Annotated in this window: 18 protein-coding genes and 1 pseudogene; 12 read left to right on the top strand and 7 right to left on the bottom strand. The window is 71.1% G+C overall.

The genetic code is table 11. The annotated features are described in order from the left end of the window. Positions 1-13: 13 nt before the first annotated feature. From CRP39_RS09360 to CRP39_RS09330, 7 genes are read left to right on the top strand one after another with little or no spacing between them, the layout of a single operon-like run. Complete coding sequence (locus tag CRP39_RS09360) at positions 14-796, top strand: SDR family oxidoreductase (protein ID WP_097206101.1); 783 nt, start codon at positions 14-16, stop codon at positions 794-796. 25 nt (positions 797-821) lie between these two features. Then, a complete protein-coding gene (locus CRP39_RS09355) occupies positions 822-2,498 on the top strand; it encodes a thiamine pyrophosphate-binding protein (RefSeq protein WP_097206100.1) in 1,677 nt (558 codons plus the stop codon). Between the two features lie 2 nt (positions 2,499-2,500). Then, entirely contained in the window at positions 2,501-3,088 is a 588-nt protein-coding gene (locus tag CRP39_RS09350) for an alpha/beta fold hydrolase (protein WP_097206099.1), read from the top strand. Next, positions 3,081-3,299 carry a recombinase-like helix-turn-helix domain-containing protein gene (locus CRP39_RS09345; protein ID WP_097206098.1) on the top strand — a complete coding sequence of 73 codons (219 nt, stop codon included), beginning with the start codon at positions 3,081-3,083 and terminating at the stop codon, positions 3,297-3,299. The genes CRP39_RS09350 and CRP39_RS09345 overlap by 8 nt, the downstream gene beginning before the upstream one ends. Position 3,300: 1 nt before the next feature. Then, a complete protein-coding gene (locus CRP39_RS09340) occupies positions 3,301-4,398 on the top strand; it encodes a Rieske 2Fe-2S domain-containing protein (protein WP_097206097.1) in 1,098 nt (365 codons plus the stop codon). A gap of 13 nt (positions 4,399-4,411) precedes the next feature. Continuing rightward, the gene (locus CRP39_RS09335; RefSeq protein WP_216359670.1) at positions 4,412-4,762 is read left to right on the top strand and encodes a hypothetical protein; all 351 of its coding nucleotides are present in this window, start codon (positions 4,412-4,414) and stop codon (positions 4,760-4,762) included. Between the two features lie 41 nt (positions 4,763-4,803). After that, positions 4,804-5,154, top strand: coding sequence for a RidA family protein (locus tag CRP39_RS09330; RefSeq protein ID WP_097206302.1), 351 nt, complete (start codon positions 4,804-4,806; stop codon positions 5,152-5,154). Positions 5,155-5,256: 102 nt separating this feature from the next. On the opposite strand, the gene CRP39_RS09325 is transcribed toward CRP39_RS09330, so the two are convergent. The 4 genes and pseudogenes from CRP39_RS09325 to CRP39_RS09315 all read right to left on the bottom strand — a co-directional run bounded on the left by CRP39_RS09325 (position 5,257) and on the right by CRP39_RS09315 (position 7,784). Next, positions 5,257-5,817 (bottom strand): MarR family winged helix-turn-helix transcriptional regulator, encoded by a 561-nt coding sequence (locus tag CRP39_RS09325; RefSeq protein ID WP_097206096.1) that lies wholly within the window; start codon positions 5,815-5,817, stop codon positions 5,257-5,259. Between the two features lie 114 nt (positions 5,818-5,931). Then, positions 5,932-6,315, bottom strand: a complete 384-nt coding sequence (locus CRP39_RS26750; RefSeq protein ID WP_183358952.1) for a tyrosine-type recombinase/integrase — start codon at positions 6,313-6,315, stop codon at positions 5,932-5,934. A gap of 233 nt (positions 6,316-6,548) precedes the next feature. Beyond that, positions 6,549-6,728: pseudogene (locus CRP39_RS28320) on the bottom strand (hypothetical protein); the annotation flags it as partial. A 417-nt stretch (positions 6,729-7,145) separates the two neighbouring features. Further along, positions 7,146-7,784: a TetR/AcrR family transcriptional regulator gene (locus CRP39_RS09315; RefSeq protein WP_097206094.1), complete on the bottom strand. Its 639-nt coding sequence runs from the start codon at positions 7,782-7,784 to the stop codon at positions 7,146-7,148. Between the two features lie 86 nt (positions 7,785-7,870). Here CRP39_RS09315 and CRP39_RS09310 point away from each other — a divergent pair, with 86 nt between their 5' ends. Continuing rightward, on the top strand, positions 7,871-9,229 hold the full coding sequence (locus CRP39_RS09310; RefSeq protein WP_097206093.1) for an FAD-dependent oxidoreductase: 1,359 nt from the start codon (positions 7,871-7,873) through the stop codon (positions 9,227-9,229). A 440-nt stretch (positions 9,230-9,669) separates the two neighbouring features. On the opposite strand, the gene CRP39_RS09305 is transcribed toward CRP39_RS09310, so the two are convergent. Continuing rightward, on the bottom strand, positions 9,670-9,966 hold the full coding sequence (locus CRP39_RS09305) for a hypothetical protein (protein WP_097206092.1): 297 nt from the start codon (positions 9,964-9,966) through the stop codon (positions 9,670-9,672). A 259-nt stretch (positions 9,967-10,225) separates the two neighbouring features. Next, a complete protein-coding gene (locus CRP39_RS27995) occupies positions 10,226-10,360 on the bottom strand; it encodes a hypothetical protein (RefSeq protein WP_260180386.1) in 135 nt (44 codons plus the stop codon). A gap of 728 nt (positions 10,361-11,088) precedes the next feature. Between CRP39_RS27995 and CRP39_RS26740 the strand changes: the two genes are divergently transcribed. Beyond that, positions 11,089-11,232 (top strand): hypothetical protein, encoded by a 144-nt coding sequence (locus CRP39_RS26740; RefSeq protein WP_172442343.1) that lies wholly within the window; start codon positions 11,089-11,091, stop codon positions 11,230-11,232. Between the two features lie 143 nt (positions 11,233-11,375). On the opposite strand, the gene CRP39_RS09295 is transcribed toward CRP39_RS26740, so the two are convergent. After that, a complete protein-coding gene (locus CRP39_RS09295; RefSeq protein WP_216359669.1) occupies positions 11,376-11,960 on the bottom strand; it encodes a TetR/AcrR family transcriptional regulator in 585 nt (194 codons plus the stop codon). Between the two features lie 159 nt (positions 11,961-12,119). Between CRP39_RS09295 and CRP39_RS09290 the strand changes: the two genes are divergently transcribed. From CRP39_RS09290 to CRP39_RS09280, 3 genes are all read left to right on the top strand, one after another. Beyond that, positions 12,120-13,466: an NtaA/DmoA family FMN-dependent monooxygenase gene (locus CRP39_RS09290; RefSeq protein ID WP_216359668.1), complete on the top strand. Its 1,347-nt coding sequence runs from the start codon at positions 12,120-12,122 to the stop codon at positions 13,464-13,466. Positions 13,467-13,508: 42 nt separating this feature from the next. Continuing rightward, positions 13,509-14,996, top strand: a complete 1,488-nt coding sequence (locus CRP39_RS09285) for a DHA2 family efflux MFS transporter permease subunit (protein WP_097206090.1) — start codon at positions 13,509-13,511, stop codon at positions 14,994-14,996. 92 nt (positions 14,997-15,088) lie between these two features. Next, positions 15,089-15,853: an NADPH-dependent F420 reductase gene (locus CRP39_RS09280; RefSeq protein ID WP_281253766.1), complete on the top strand. Its 765-nt coding sequence runs from the start codon at positions 15,089-15,091 to the stop codon at positions 15,851-15,853. Positions 15,854-15,913 lie beyond the last annotated feature (60 nt).

Raw genomic sequence — 15,913 nt, 5'->3', positions numbered from 1 at the left:
GGGAGGAGTTGACATGGACCTGCAACTGGGCGGCCGCGTCGTCGTCGTCACCGGAGCCAGCTCGGGGGTGGGTCTGGCCACCACCCGCTACTTGAAGGCAGAGGGCGCCCGGGTGGTCGCGTCGGCCCGTGACCTGGACCGCCTCCGGCGGGCTGTCGGTGACCTGCCGGGCCCCGGCCAGGTGCACGCCGCCGCCTGTGACGTGGTCGATCGCGATTCGGTCGAAGCCATGGTCGCCGAGGGCGTCGCGGCCTTCGGCGGTGTGGACGGCGTCGTGTGCAACGCCGGCCGATCGCTGATGGCCCCGATCGGCGACACCACCGACGAGCAGATCCGCGAGGAGCTCGAGCTCAAGGTGTTCGGAGCCTGGAACGTCATCCGGGCGGCGCGCAAGCACCTGGCCGCCTCCGACGCGGCCTCGGTGGTCAACGTCAACGCGATCCTGGCCCGCCAGCCGGAGACCCGCCTGGCGGTCACCTCTGCGGCCAGGGCGGCGCTGCTCAACCTGACCCGCACGCTGTCCCAGGATCTGGGCGCGGACGGCATCCGTGTCAACACGGTCGCCCTCGGGCTGATCGACACCGGGCAGTGGCGGCGCCGTTACGAGTCTGCCGGGACGGCGCAGAGCTACGAGGAGTGGGCCGCTGCGATCGCCGCTGACCGCGGCATCGCGCTGGGCCGGTTCGGCCGGGCCGAGGAGGTCGCCTTCCCGATCGTCAGCTTCCTCTCGCCGCTGTCGAGCTACTGCACCGGCGCCACCATCGACGTCGGTGGCGGCGTCTCCCGATACATCTGACCCGACTGCGACAGGACCACGGCCCATGACCACCATCCCTCGCCAGCCCACCGGCGGTGACGTCCTCGTCGCCGTCATGAAGCGGCACGGCATCGACACGGCCTTCGGCGTCATCAGCGTGCACAACCTGCCACTGGTCGAGGCCGTCTCCCGCGAGCTGCGCTTCGTCGAGATGCGCCACGAAGCCGCCGTCGTCAACGCTGCCGACGGCTACTCCCGCGCCACCGGCCGCATCGGCGTGGCGCTCACGAGCACGGGCACGGGCGCCGGCAACGCCGCCGGCTCGATGGTCGAGGCCCTGACCGCGGGCAGCCGGGTCCTGCACATCACCGGCCAGATCGACTCCGAGCACTATGACGCGTCAGCGCCCGGCCCCTCCCGAGGCGTGATCCACGAGTTCCCGGGCCAACTGCAGATGCTCGAGGCGATCTCGGTGTTCGCGGCGACCGTGCCGTCGGCCGACCGCGCCGAGGCGGTCCTCGAGGAGGCGCTGGCCGCGATCACCGGAATCCCCGGCGGGCCGGCGAGCGTGGAGTGGCCCTCGGACCTCCAGTACCTCGCGCGGCCCGACGAGCAGCAGCCCCACGCCGTCGAGCCGGGCTCCGCGCCGCGGCCGGACGGGGACGCACTGGACGCCGCCGCGGCGCTCCTGGCCACCGCGGAGCGGCCGCTCCTCTGGGTGGGCGGCGGTGCGGCAGGAGCCCGCGCGGAACTGACCGCGCTCGCGCACCGGCTCGGCGCCGGGGTGCTCACGAGCAACTCCGGACGGGCGATCATCCCGGAGGACGACGACCTGGTGGTCGGCAACTTCGCCAGCACCCCCGCCGTCGCGCCGCTGCTGGCCGAGGCCGACCTGATGCTCAGCATCGGCACCCACTTCCGGTCCAACGAGACCAAGAGCTACCACCTGGAGCTGCCCAAGCGGCACGTCCAGATCGACGTCGACCCGGCGGCCGTCGGACGGGTCTACCCCGCCGAGATCGGCCTGGTCGGTGACGCCTCCGCCGTGCTGGCCGCCCTGCTGGAGCGGCTGCCGGAGACCACTACCGACGCCGGCTGGCCGCAGCGGGTCCGCGCTGTCCGGGAGGGGGTCCGAGCCGACCTGTACGGGTACATCGGCGGCTACGCCGACATCTGCCGGGGGTTGCGCACCGTCCTGCCCCGCGAAGCGGTCGTGGCGCGAGACGTGACCATCCCGTCGAGCCAGTGGGGTAACCGGCTCCTGGAGTTCTACGACCGCAGCTCCAACATCTTCCCGCTGGGCGGCGGCATCGGGCAGGGGCTGGCCATGGGCATCGGCGCGGCCGTCGGCCGGCCGGAGGTGCCCACGGTGGTCATCGCCGGAGACGGCGGCCTGGCCGTGCACCTGGGGGAGCTGGCCTCGCTCTGCGGGACCGGTGCATGGGTCGTCGTCCTGGTGTTCAACGACGGCGGCTACGGAGTGCTGCGCAACATGCAGCAGGCCAACGGACTCGACGTCACCGGCGTAGACCTGTTCACCCCCGACTTCGGGCTCCTGGCACGGTCGATGGACATGCCCTACTGGCTGGTCCGCGACGCCAGCACCTTCGAGCCGGTGCTGCGCGAGGCGGTGGCCGCGCGGCGTCCTGTGTTCATCGAGGTGGACGTGACGGCGCTGGAACCCAAGCCCGGCGCCTTCACCCCGCCTGTCCACATCCCCACCCCCACCGGAAGGGCCTGAGCATGCAACTCGAACAGCCCACCGCCCAGGAACACGACGGCCTGGCCGGCGGCATCCTGTGCCTCCGCTCGGGTACCGAGCCCGCCGACTGGTTCCTCGACCAGGTCCACGCCCTGGGAGCCATCGAGTGGGCGCCCGACGGGGAACCCGATGACGAGGCCTGGCTGGCCCAGGCGGACGTCGCCATCAGCGACGACTTCGACGGCCGCCCCGTCCACGTGATCGCCGCCGGGGCGGCAGTGCCGCGGGCACTGCTCCTGGCCGCCCGCCGTCCCGATCAGGTGATCAGCATCCTGGCCGGGGACCCGGAGGTCGACGAGTCCAACCCCGCCTACTGGGAGCTGCTGCGCCAGGTGCACACGCCGACGCTGGTCGTCGTCGCCGCACCTCGACCGGACGCCGACACCTCCCAGGCCCAGACCGTGGCCGGCGGCATCGACAACGGCGTCATGGTGATCATCGACGGCACGACGGCGCCGGTGCACCGCAGCAATCCCCGCTCCTTCGCCGAGTGGATCAGCGCGTTCATGTCCATCGCCGAGGGTCTGCAGACCCTCGCGCCCCAGCCCAGGGAGGAAACGCATGCCTGAGCAGTACCTGGAAGAGCACCAGACGCACCCGGAGCCGATCAGCCCGTACGAGCAGAAGCTCTCCGGCGCCATCATGGAGGTCTTCGGTCGCGGGGTGCACGACCTGCCCGGCCTGGTCGAGGGTCTCAACGGCCTGGGCCTCAACGCCCCCGACGGGGGTCCCTGGAACGAGGACAACTTCCGCGCCGAGATGCGCCGACTGGGAGACTGAGATGACCGACGTCAGCACCAAGCCCGCCGCCCCGTCCCGTCCCCGGCCGATCAAGACGCCCAAGGTCGTGGGCACCCGCCGAGCTCTGTCCGCCGAGGAGATCGCGGCCACCGGTCTGCGTGACCGCTGGTACCCGATCCTGCCCTCGCGCTTCGTCGCCGCCGGCGAGATGGTCAAGGTCCAGCGTCTGGGCGTCGACTGGCTGCTGTTCCGCGACGCCCGCGGCAAGCTCTCCATGCTCGAGGACCGTTGCCCGCACCGCAGCGCCCCGCTGTCGGTGGGGCAGCACCTGGGCGACCGGGTGGCCTGCAAGTACCACGGCGTCCAGGTCGACGGCACGGGCACGGTCGTGTCCGTGCCCGGCATGCCCGGCTGCGCCCTGGAGGGGAAGAAGGCCACCGTGTCGCTGGACGTGGCCGAGGCCGCGGACACGATCTTCGCCTTCATACCGCTCACCGAGGACTCGCAGCCGACCGAGTTCGTGTTGCCCGACCGGCTGCAGGACCCCGCCGTGTCGTGGTTCCCCAACTACGCCGAGTGGGCGGGACCGTGGCGGTTCTACATGGACAACGTCCTCGACCCGATGCACGGCGCGTTCCTGCACCGGGACTCGCACTCCATGTTCGGAGGCGACACGTCGGCCCGGTTCCGCATCCGCGAGACCGACCGCGGCTTCTTCTTCGAGAAGACCGACCAGCGCGGGGTCAACTTCGACTGGGTGGAGTTCTGCCGGGGTTCGATGGACTACGTCGACCTCGAGATCCCCTACGCCCAGAACGCCGGCCCCGGCGGGGTGTTCGGCATCGTCGGCATGGCGACGCCGATCGACGAGAACAACTCCGCCATCTTCCACTGGCGCACCCGCCGCGTGGACGGCTGGGAGCGTGAGGTGTGGCGGTTCCTGTACCGCACGCAGCTCGAGGCCAGGCACTGGGGAGTCCTGGAGCAGGACCGGGTGGTGCTCGAGGCGCTGGCCGCCGACGCCGACGTCGACGAGCACCTCTACCAGCACGACCTCGGCGTCTCGCGGATCCGGCGCATGTACCGGGCCGACGCCCAGGCGCAGGCGAAGCAACTGGTGGGCGCGGCGAGTGTCTGACGCCGCTTCGGCGGTGGCCGGGTCTGCGGACCCGGCCGCCGCCGAGGAGACGATGCTGCTGACCATCTTCCTGCGGCACGACCAGACACAGGACCTGGTGCAGCAGCGGGACAGGCTGGACGCCGTCGACTGGTGGAACGGCTTCCCGCCCGAGGGGTGTGAGGTCGTCTCCTGGGTGGTCGCGATGGGTGTCGGCCAGATCGTCACGCTGCGGCTGCCGCCTCGACTGCTGCAGGTGGTGAACGTCGAGCTGGAGCGCCGCGCGTGGGGCGTCTTCCAGACCGACTTCTACCCCACCTACGACTTCTGGGAGACCCGGCAGCGCCTCGTCCGCGAGGCGAACGAGCGGACGGGACGCGGATGAGGATCGGCGCGGACTCGGTACCCGAGCCGCCCCGTCCGGGGATGTTCAGCAACGCCCGGGTGTACGGCGACCACTTCTTCCTGTCCGGCATGCACGCCGGTGCAGCTGAAGGCCCCGTGGGCGGGGACGACACCTACGCCCAGGCGACGGAGACCTTCCGCCGGGTCCGGGAGCTCACAGAGGCCTGCGGAGCGCGGGTGGACGACATCCTCGTCCTGCGCGTGTACCTGACCGACATCAACGACAAGGGCGCCGTCGGGAAGGCCAGGTCCGAGGTGTTCAGCGGGGACTTCCCCTGCTCGACGCTGGTGGAGGTCTCGGCGCTCGTGGATCCGGGGCTCAAGGTGGAGATCGAGGCCCAGGGCGTCATCGGGAGCGCATCCGGTTCTTGATCGGACGCGTCGCCACGGGGGCGGGTCGACTCGGGTCGACCCGCCCCGTGCTGCTGCTGGGAGCCGGCGAGCCGGTCGCGCGGCGTCAGAGGATGCCGATCATCACGGCTCACCATTCTCGTCGATTCCCGGGCCGAGCCCGGGGGCCGTCTCCTGCAGGGACTCGTACAGTCGGCCGAGCAGGTGCGCCAGGCTCGTGCGCTCGTCGCTCGTGAGCTTCCCCAGCATGCGGTTCATGTTCTCGAAGTGCGCATCTGCGACCCGGTCGACGAGTTCGCGGCCGGAGTCGGTGAGTTCGACGTACACCATGCGGTTGTCTTCGGGGTCACGTTCCCGGCGCACGTAGCCCTCCCGCTCCAGCCGCCTGACCCGCAGAGTCAGTCCGCCAGTGGTCACAAGGGTCCGACGAGCGAGTTCCCCGGCACTGAGCCGGTGCTCCGGCCCAGCCCTGCGCAGGGCCGCCAGAACGTCGAAACCCGGCTCGTTCGTGCCCGCCTCGGCGAAGCCCTCCGCGATCCCCAATCGGTAGAGCAGGAAACTGCGGTGCAGCCGTCCGAACACCTCCATGGCGGAGACGTCCAGCTTCGGGCGGACCCGGGCCCACTGACCGATGATGTCGTCGACCACATCTCGGGTGCGGGTAACGCCGTCGGTCGCGGTCATGCGTCTCCTCGTGCAGTGCGGGCCGGTCGCAACCATTTTGGCACTTAGAATCTTAGATGCGCTGTGATCTGGTTCACACCCAGGCGCCCGGGCGCGATCAGGCTGGAGTCGCGGTCACGCCGGGCAGGTGAGCCCCTCGATGAGGGTCGCCGGTACCCGAGGTGTCGGGGCAACACTCAGAGCCACGTCGCGGAGATGGGTGTGCGGGTGGACGTCGGTCACGCCGGCCTGCGCGGCGCGGGTGTGCAGCACGTCGGGGGTCATCGGGCCGCGCTGGCCGAGGAGCAGCAGCGGTGAACGCGCGTGCGGGTGCAACGCCCGCACCCGCAGATAGCGGTCGACGGCCTGGGCGGTCTTCGCGCCGAACGGCACCACCCCGGGGCGGGAGCCCTTGCCGGTGACGTAGGCCAGCTCCCGGTCCAGGTCGACATCGGTGAGTGCGAGCCCGCACAGCTCGGACACCCGCACGCCGGTGTCCAGCAGCAACCGCAGCACCACCTCGTCGCGGCGGCCGAGGAAGACGGCGCGGTCGAAGACGCCCGGGCGCCGCGGCCGACCGCGCAGGCCTTGAGCAGGGCGGCGATCTCGTCGTCGGTGAGGATCGGCACCGGCTTGTCGGGCGGGCTGGGGATCTCGATGCCGTCGGTGGGGGCCTTCTCCAGTTCTCCGGTGACCAGCCAGCGGCAGAACCGGCGCATCCCGCGCAGCCGGGTGCCGACGGTGGAGGGCTCGCACGTCTCGGCCGGCTCCGCCAGCCAGGCGCTGATCGCGTGGCGGGTCAGCTCGTCCAGCGTGGCCGGTCGGTCGTGCTCGGTCAGCCAGCGGCCGAAGTAGCGGACCGACTGGCTGTACAGCTCGATCGTCCGCGGCGCCTTGGCGGCGCGGCTCGGCCGGCCGCTTCCACCTACCACGTCGGGCGGCTTGCGTCGCGCCCGCGCGGACCGCAGCGCCAGCCGGGCGATGTGGCCGGCCGAGCGTGCTCGGCTCGCCGTGCCCGCTGGGCCGGTGACAGCTGCATCCCGGCCGTGTCGCTGTGGCGCCCTCGAGCAGCGTGGCCTCTACCGACACCAGGATCCCCGATGAGCAACAGCCGCCGCCGTGTCCGGTCCGCGTGGCCGAGAACCGCGGTCAGCTGCCGGCTGCGGTCTGCGCTCGACGTCCAGGCACCGTCTGCAGGCCGAACGCTCAGCACCTCCGGAGGTCCGGCTTGCTGATCGCCCCATCCGACTCGACGATGCGTTCGCCACCGGCTCGGCCCGCTGCCGGGAGGGCTGGGCCTGAGGGGCGAGCGCGCTCCTCCCGGGCGGCGCCTCTCGTTGCTGGTGTTGCTACGCCAGCAGTGACACCGCCGCCATGCGTTGCAGGTGCCCGACGTAGGTCTCGAACGTCCAGCCCCACGTGCCGACCAGGCGCCGGTAGAGCGTCGGATCGATCAAGACGTCGGCGATGGCGGCAGCCTGTTCGGAACCGAGTCCGGGCGGAAGCCCGCCGAGGTCGGCGAGGCGGCCGACGACATCTCGGGCGCCCTCGGCCCGCTGGTCGTCGGTCATGGCGAGGAGGGCTGCAGCCTCGGGGTCGGCGTCGGCTGCCACGACGAGGACGTGGTGGAGCGTGGCGAGCCGCTGGTTGATGGCGGCGTTCATCGCCATCCATGCGCCAAGCAGTTCGGCAGGATCCTCGCCCCGCATCATCCGCCGCACCTCCGGCCGGTCCGCGATGGCCACCGGTTCCTCGTCGCCGGCCAGCGTCCAGTCGAAGGCGAGCTTCAGTACGGCGGCCTTCGCGCCGACCGAGGTGAAGACGGTCCTGCGGCTGACCCCTGCACGCTCCGCGATGGCGTCGATCGTGGTCGGGACATAGCCGCTCGCTACGAACAGCGCGGCTCCGGCGTCGACGATCCGTCGGCGCGTGGCCCGCGACTGCTCGTCGCGCAGGGCGGAGCGGTACGGGCGGCCGCCGGCCGTCATGCCCGCAGCCCCGACAGCCGCGTCGATCGACTTGACAGCACTGTTAGTGTAATCAACACCTTGTCAGTGTAATGGGTGGTGGATCCATGGACGTTGTCATCGTTGGCGCCGGGCCCACGGGCCTGACCCTCGGCGCGGTCCTCGCCCGGCGCGGCCATCGGGTCGTGGCCGTCGACAGGGACCCCGGCCCTTCACCTGACGGCTCCTGGCGGCGCCGGGGCGTGATGCAGTTCCAGCAGGCGCACGGATTTCGCCCGCAGGTGCGCGACTTGCTGCTCGTCGAGTGGCCCGAGGCGTGGCACGCGTGGCTCGACCTCGGTGCGGAACCGATCGACCTGCCCGCCCCCGGTGCCTCGGCTCCAGCGGTCGGGGTGCGGTCCCGTCGCGTCACCTACGAGCGAGCCCTCCGCCGAGCAGCAGCAGCGGCCGACGGGCTGACCGTCGCGGTCGGTCACGTAGACGGCCTCGTCGAGCGGGGCGGTCGGGTCGTGGGCGCAGTCGTCGACGGATCGACTGTGCGCGCCGACCTGGTCGTCGACGCGAGCGGTCGCCTCTCCCGGTTGACGCCCCCGGTGATTCGCGGGGACGTCGGCATGGCGTATGTATCCCGGACCTACCGTCGGCACCCAGGCGCGACGCCGGGTGCCCTGACCACGCCGTTCGCGTGGAGCGCCCGGTTCCACGGGTACGACGGCTACGCCTTCCCTCACGAACACGGCCACGTCTCGATCGTGATCATCCGACCCAGCGCCGACGCCGGGCTGGGCGCCCTCCGTCACCCGCGCGCCTTTGAGGCCGCCTGCCGGGCGATTCCCGGGCTGGTCGAGTGGACCGACGCCCGCGTCGCCACGCCCACCAGCGGCGTCATCGTCGGTGGCGGATTGCTCAACACCTACCGGCGGCAGCTCGGTCGGCCCGGTCTGGTGGCCGTCGGTGACGCCGTCGCGACCACGGCCCCCACGGCGGGCCGAGGGCTGGCCATGGCCAGCATGCAGATCGGCGCACTCCTGCAGTTGCTCGACGCCGGCGCCGACCCTGCCACGATCGCAGCTCCGTTCGGCGCCTGGTGCGACACGTGGATCCTCCCTTGGGTCGAGGACCACCTCGCCTTCGACGCCGAGGCGGTACGCCGCTGGCAAGGCCACGACCTCGACCTCTCGCAGCCCCTGACCTCGGCCGCCATCGTCGCGGCTGCTCAAGCCGATCCCCGGATCGAAGCCCACGTCGCCGGCTTCATGGCGATGGCCGCGTTGCCGAGGTCGCTGGCTGCCGCCGAGCCGCTCGCCCGCGCCGTCTACGGGACCGGCTGGCGTCAGCCGACGGCTGAGGGCCCCACGCGCGACGAACTCGTCTCGATCGCCGAGTGGGCGCGAGCCAGCTCGGTCACCAGGCCCGAGACGGCGGTGGCGCCGATCTCCAGCTACCTCGAGCGGAGCGCATCATGAACGGCCGCCGTCCTCCGATCGCGACGTTGTCGGCGGTCGAGGCGGTGTAGGCGGGCGACGACGCCTGGATCATTCGTTTCCGCTGGCGAGACGCTTGGCGCGGCTGGGCTGCACGCGCATCGGCTCGCCCGGCATCTTCGGGGAGCGAAACCCGAAAGCGCTGTTCAGAGCGGTGAAACCGCAGGTCGCGGATGAGTGAAAGTGGGGGAGTTGTCGGGCGAGTTCTCCCGCCTCGGATCCGCGTAGAAAGCCGTCTCCCGTGTCGCCGGAAGAACCGTCCACGGTAGTAGGGCTCACTGCGGTGTGACGCTCAGACGGGCTCGTCCTCTGTAGACGCGGGAACGGGACCGCGAGGCACTCACGTGAAGTCGTGCGCGTCGCGTCGGTCGATGGCCTGTGCGTTCTGGTGATCTTCGCAGGAGTGGACGACGGGGGCCGGTCTACTGCGGCTGATCCTCGCCCGGGCGGTTCGGCCGGCCGCTTCCGTCTGCCACGTCGGGCGGCTTGCGTCGTGCCTGCGCGGACCGCAGCGCGAGGCGGGCGCAGTGGGCCTTGCGAGCGTGCCCCGCTCGGCGTGCCCGCTCGGCCGGGGACAGCACTCCGTCGGGGTCGACCTGGCGCTCGAAGCGATCCAGCATGGCGCGACGTGCCGGCGCGGTCCGCGCACTCGGGTCGGTGGTGTTGGCCCACGACTCGTGCGCGGCGAGCCGCGCGATCAGCGAGCGGTCGGCCGTCATGGGAATGAGGCTGCTGACCGTTCTCCAGTTCATCTTGCAGCGAGCGGCCTGTGCGCGGACTTGCTGGACAGCAGGAGAACAGGAGGACTTCTCCTGCTGTCCAGCGGCGTGACCCGCGAGCATGTGGTTGTGGGGGGTCACTGAGCCGCTGTCCTCCGGTGGTCGTCTGCACTGCAGGACGACTGGAGATTGCGGTTCGACCGCAGGGTGCAGGCACCGCCGCAGGGCCGAGCGTCGACGGCGTGCACCGGCCCGGTTCTCACCACAGGGGAGCGGACCCTCGTCCGAAGCTGCGGTCTCGCACGTACGGGCGTCGGCTGTAGGCCTCGAGGACGATCGTCAGCGCCGCGGCCAGTGCAGCGAGGTCGCGGTCGTAGACACGGCCGTCCTCCACCTGGTGGGCAACTCGTTGAGAAGCGGCGCCCAGTCCCGTCGCGTGGGCGTGACCGGCACGCGCGCCTCGACCCGGCGCTCGACCACTTCCACAACTGACCGCCCGCAGGTCGCCGCACGGCCCTGCTCCCAGGCGCGGCGTCGGCAGCCGACCGAGCACCACTTCGGGATGGGCCCCCGAGAACGTGGCGTGATGACACCGCCGCACCAGGCGCAGGACACAGCGGCTGCCCGCCGGGCACCCCCCATCAGCGGATGTGTGCGCCGGTGCGTCCGCCTCCGCGGACTGGTCGGTGGTACCTCGCCGGGCGGTCCGCTCTCGACGTTGTCGTTCGGCTTCACGTCGGCGGGCTCGGTCGTCGGCGCTCCTTCCAACTGCCATGCCCTCAGCGTCCGGGGCGACCTCCTGGAACCCGTCCGACGAGTTCCACGGCCTGAGGTGCATGAGGTGTGATCGATCGCGATCTTGATCGCCGCCCTTGGCGATGAGAATGCTCGTGGGGTCCGGCGGCGTCGACACACAGTGGTCCGGGAGAGCCCACAGCGGTGCATGACGCGGGGTCCCTCGGGTGTCCCCTTGATTGCGGCTGCGAGGGCGTGGGTCTGTCTCCAGGCGGAGGACCCTCCGGGTGACCCTCATCCGGGTCGACCGGACGAGGGGTCCCGAAGTGGAAGTTGTGTACGAGTGGGTCGCCGGGCTCCATGTCGGCAAGGCGGCGCCGACCGTCTGTGCGCGCACGCCGAGTCCGCGGTGACGGACGAGAGCTCGGTGCCGACTGGCTACGCCGGCGCAACGACGAGGCGCACACCCGCCGGCTGGTCGCCCAACTCGATCGCCTCGGCCACACCGTCGTCCTCGACCCGGCCGCCTGACTCAACTGGAGAAGAACTGGAGGACGGCCTCGGCCCGCCCCGCGCTGACGCGCGCCTGCAGCATCCCTGTTGACGGGTCTGTGGGCCTCTTGATCTTGTGCGTTCTCCAGTGGCATCCGTGTCTCGCCGGGACGAGGGGCGACCTACGGGATTGCCCAACCGGTCCGCATGAGGGCGTTGAGTGCCAGTGGCGAGGACTCGTCGGCCATGGCGGCACTGCGCACCCAGCTCGTGGCGAGCACGCTCAGGAACAGGTCCCTGCCGCGCACTTCGGGGCGGGCGCCGCCGTCACGTTGAGCGGCGGTGAGGAACTCGTCGGTGATGGTGATGTACCCCTGACACGTCAGGGCCAGCGGCGATGTGTCCTCGGTCAGCGCCATCCTCAGGGGCTCGGGCAGTCCCTCGAAGGCAGTGGACCACCGACCCAGCGCCTCCAGCCACTGGGCCAGAGCCTCGGTGGAGTCGCGCACCTCCCGCCGAATGGCGTCGTGACGGGACACCAGCTCGTCCTCTCGCGCCTTGAGCAGCGCGGCGAGCAACGCCTCCCGGTTCGGGAAGTGCCGGTAGAGGGTGCCCGGACCTATGCCGGCCTGTTTGGCGATGGCGTCCAGCGACCCGGTGATCCCGTGCTCGGAGAAGTACTGCTCGGCGACGTCGAGGATGTGCGTTCGGTTCCGTTGCGCGTCCGTCCGTGGCCTGCGCGCGCGAGCGCCTGTCGTATCAGACACGTCCGACCTCCCCTCGTTGACAATCCGGAGACCGTCTCCGTATGTTGGTGGTGCCAAAACGGAGACTATCTCCTTATCTAGCCACCTGGCTACCGCCGTCCTGTCCCTGGCAGCCCGGGGGAGTGGCGTCCGGATCGCCCACCAGTCGAAGGACATGTCGTGACCAGCCCGCAGATGCTCCTGGCCATCCAGATCGCCAACGGCTACGGGGCCCAGCCCGGAGCCTGGCGCATGCCTGGTGTCGACCCGTCCAGCTACACCGACATGGACCAGTTCGTGCGGTACGCGCAGGCCGCGGAGCGGGGGAAGATCCAGCTGGTATTCCTGGCCGACACCCCCGCGCTCGACGTCGACCTCGAGCGCGAGGCTCCGCACCACGCCATCGACCCGCTGGTTGTCCTGACGTCGATGGCGCGGGGCACCGAGCGGATCGGGCTGGTGGCCACCAGCTCCACGACGTTGAACGAGCCCTTCACGATCGCCCGCCAGTTCAAGGCCCTGGACGTGGTCAGTCACGGCCGGGCCGGCTGGAACGCCGTCCCGACCTCCCACCGGGCCGCAGCGGCGAACTACGGCATGACACTGCCCGCCCGGGCGGAGAAGTACGAGCGCGCCCACGAGGTCGTCCAGGTGGTCCAGGCCCTGTGGGGCAGCTGGGAGCGCGACGCCTGGGTCCGCGACGTCGCCGGCAAGCGGTTTGCCGACATGAGCAAGATCCGCCCGATCGACCTGCAGGGTCGGCACGTCGCCTCGCGGGGGCCCTTGGCGATCCCGCCGTCCGAGCAGGGGCAACCGGTCGTCTTCCAGGCCGGCGGCGGGGCGAACGGGCTGGAGCTGGCCGCGCGCTACGCCAGCGGCGTGTACGCCAATCCCTTTACCATCGAGGAGGGCCGGGCGCACCGGACGGCGTTGCGGGCGGCCGCTGAGCGCGTCGGCCGGGACCCCGACGAGGTGAAGCTGTTCGCCGGGTTCATGCCCAGCATCGCGCCGACCCGGCGGGCCGCCCTGGACCGGCGACGCCGGCTGGACGAGTCGGTCGACCTGGATCAGCGGGTGACCTACCTCGGCGCGATGCTCGGCCTGCACCTGGCCCCCGGCCGGCTGGACGAGCCACTCAACGCTCGGGAGCTCGCCGCCGTCCGCCCCAGCCCTGCGGACCCTCGGTCAGCTCGTGCGCTGGAGGTGGCCCGGGAGGGCTGGTCGCTGCGGGACGTGCTGGCCCACGGGGTCATCGACTACCACCCGGTCGTGCCCGGCACGGCCGCCGACGTCGCCGACCACATGCAGGAGTGGTTCCAAGCCGGTGCCTGCGACGGCTTCTCCCTGGCCATCGACGTCTACTCCGACGGCATCGACGCCTTCGTGGACCAGGTGGTCCCGCTGCTGCAGGAGCGCGGCCTGTTCCACCGCGACTACGAGGAAGCCACCCTGCGCGGCCATCTCGGCGCGCCCGCCCAGTACGGACTCGACCCGCGCCTCGCCGGGGCGGCGCGCACGTCGAACTGACCCCTCCCACCCGACTCATCCCCTCACACAGAGAGCATTCACATGACCATCCAGGACACCCTGGCCCCGGACGTCGCAGCGCCCGAATCTCAGACCCTCCCCAGTGACCGGCTGGCGCCAGGCAGCGCCCTGGTCATCGGGTTGCTGATGGTCTCGGCGTTCATCGTCCTGCTGAACGAGATGCTGCTGGGGGTCGCGCTCCCCACGCTGATCGTCGACCTCGGCATCACCCCGACCACCGGGCAGTGGCTGACGACCGGCTACCTGCTGACGTTGGCGGTGCTGATCCCGGCCACCGGGTTCGTGATGCGGCGGTTCCACCTGCGCACGATCTTCCTGGGCGCGATGTCACTGTTCCTCGTCGGGACGGCGATCGCCGCCCTCGCGCCGGGCTTCGGCGTCCTGTTCGCCGGCCGCATCGTCCAGGCCGCCGGGACTGCCGTCTTCATGCCGCTGCTGATGACCACGGCCATGCGCCTGATCCCCGCCGCCCGACGTGGACAGATGATGGCCGTGGTCACGGCGGTGCCGGCCGTGGCGCCGGCGGTCGGCCCCGCGCTGTCCGGAGTCGTGCTCTCCGCGCTGTCCTGGCGCTGGCTGTTCCTCCTCATGCTGCCGATCGCCGCGGCCGCCCTGGTGCTGGGCGCGGGAAAGCTCCGCAACATCACCACGCCGGAGCCGGTGACGCTCGACGTGCTGTCGCTGGTGCTGTCCGCCGTCGGGTTCGGCGCGCTGGTCTACGGGCTGGCCTCGATCGGTGAGTCGGTGTCGGGGCACGCGCCGATCCCGCCCTACCTCCCGATCGCGGTGGGGCTGGCCGGGCTCGGGGTGTTCGTCTACCGCCAGATCGCTCTGCAGCGTTCCGACAACGCGTTCCTCGACATGAGGATCTTCCGCACCAGGTCGTTCACGGTGCCGCTGCTGGTGATGGTCATCGTCGCGATGAACGGCTTCGGCACGCTGATCGTGCTACCCCTGGTCCTGGCGAACGTCGTCGGACTGAGCACCTTCGCGCTCGGCCTGTTCCTGGTGCCCGGCGGTGCGGTGATCTCGATCGTCTCCGCCCTGGGCGGCCGGGTGTACGACCGCTTCGGCCCGCGGCCCCTGGCGATCCCCGGCGCGATCGTCTGGACGGCGTCCCTCTGGTTCCTCAGCACGGTCGACGAAGGCACGGGCGTGGTCACGATCTTGGTGGCCTACCTCGTCATGTCGGCCTCGCAGGCCCTGATGTGGGCCCCGATGACGACGACCGCCTTCGCGTCCCTGCGCGCCGACCTCTATCCGCACGGAACCGCGGCCTTCACCACCGTTCAGCAACTGGCCGGCGCCGCCGGTGGGGCGGTGCTCATCTCGGCGTACACCATCGGATCCGACGCCTCGGACGCGGGCGCGCTCAGCATGGCTCAGTCAGTCTCGGCAGGGCAGGCCGCCTTCACGGCCGCCGGGGTCATCGCCGTCGGCGCCGTTCTCGGCACCTTGTTCGTGCGCAAGGCATCGGGTGGTGCTCAGACGGCTGCTCCGCGCCCGTGAGCGTGGGGATCCGCCCAGACGACGTCGGCCCCCGGACTCCGGCAGCGCGGTAGCCGGGCAGGTTCCGTCGCGCGACGGGACCAGATCACACGATCAGGAGGAAAGACAGCATGCAGATCGGCATCCTCGGCGTCGGCAACATCGGCGCCATCCTGACCCGACGACTCAGCGCGGCAGGGCACGACGTGAAGGCGGCGAACTCCCGCGGTCCGGAGACCATCCCGGCCGACGTGCTGTCCTCGGGCGGGCGGGCGGTCCACGCCCGAGACGTCGTCACCGACGTCGACGCCCTGATCGTCGCCGTCCCGCTCCACCGCATCCCGGCTGTCAAGCCGCTGGTCGACGACCTGCCGGGCGGCGCGATCGTCCTCGACACGTCGAACTACTATCCCCAGTGGAACGGCAGGATCGCAGCGCTCGACGACGGTCAGGCCGAGAGCCTGTGGGTCGCCAAGCAGCTCGGCCGCCCGGTCGTCAAGGCGTGGAACACCATCACCTCCGGTTCGTTCGCCGCTCACAACACACCTGCCGGCAGTCCGGACCGCATCGCCATCCCCGTCGCGGCCGACGAGGGCACGGACCGTGCTCTGGGCATGTCCCTGGTCGAGGACACCGGTCTCGACGCAGTTGACGCCGGGACCCTGGCCGAGTCGTGGCGGCAGGAGCCCGGCGCGCCCTGCTACGTCACCGACCTCACCCAGCAGGAGCTGCCCGGCGCCCTGGCGGCAGCAGATGCGACACGGTCGCCCAAGCGAAGGGACCTGGTGATGACCGTCATCCACGAGCTGATGGGCGACCCCACGGCCGAATTGAGCCCGGACTTCCTGGTCCGGCTCAGCCGGTTGCTCTACAGGTGACCCGATGTTCCACAGGAATTGTTTGTTGACTAGCTAGCATCCCGATGGGATGGTCTTGGC

Source organism: Geodermatophilus sabuli, assembly GCF_900215145.1.
Taxonomy (GTDB): Bacteria; Actinomycetota; Actinomycetes; order Mycobacteriales; family Geodermatophilaceae; genus Geodermatophilus; species Geodermatophilus sabuli.
The sequence above is the reverse complement of the archived record's forward strand: the minus strand, read 5'-3'. Positions and strand labels throughout refer to the sequence as shown.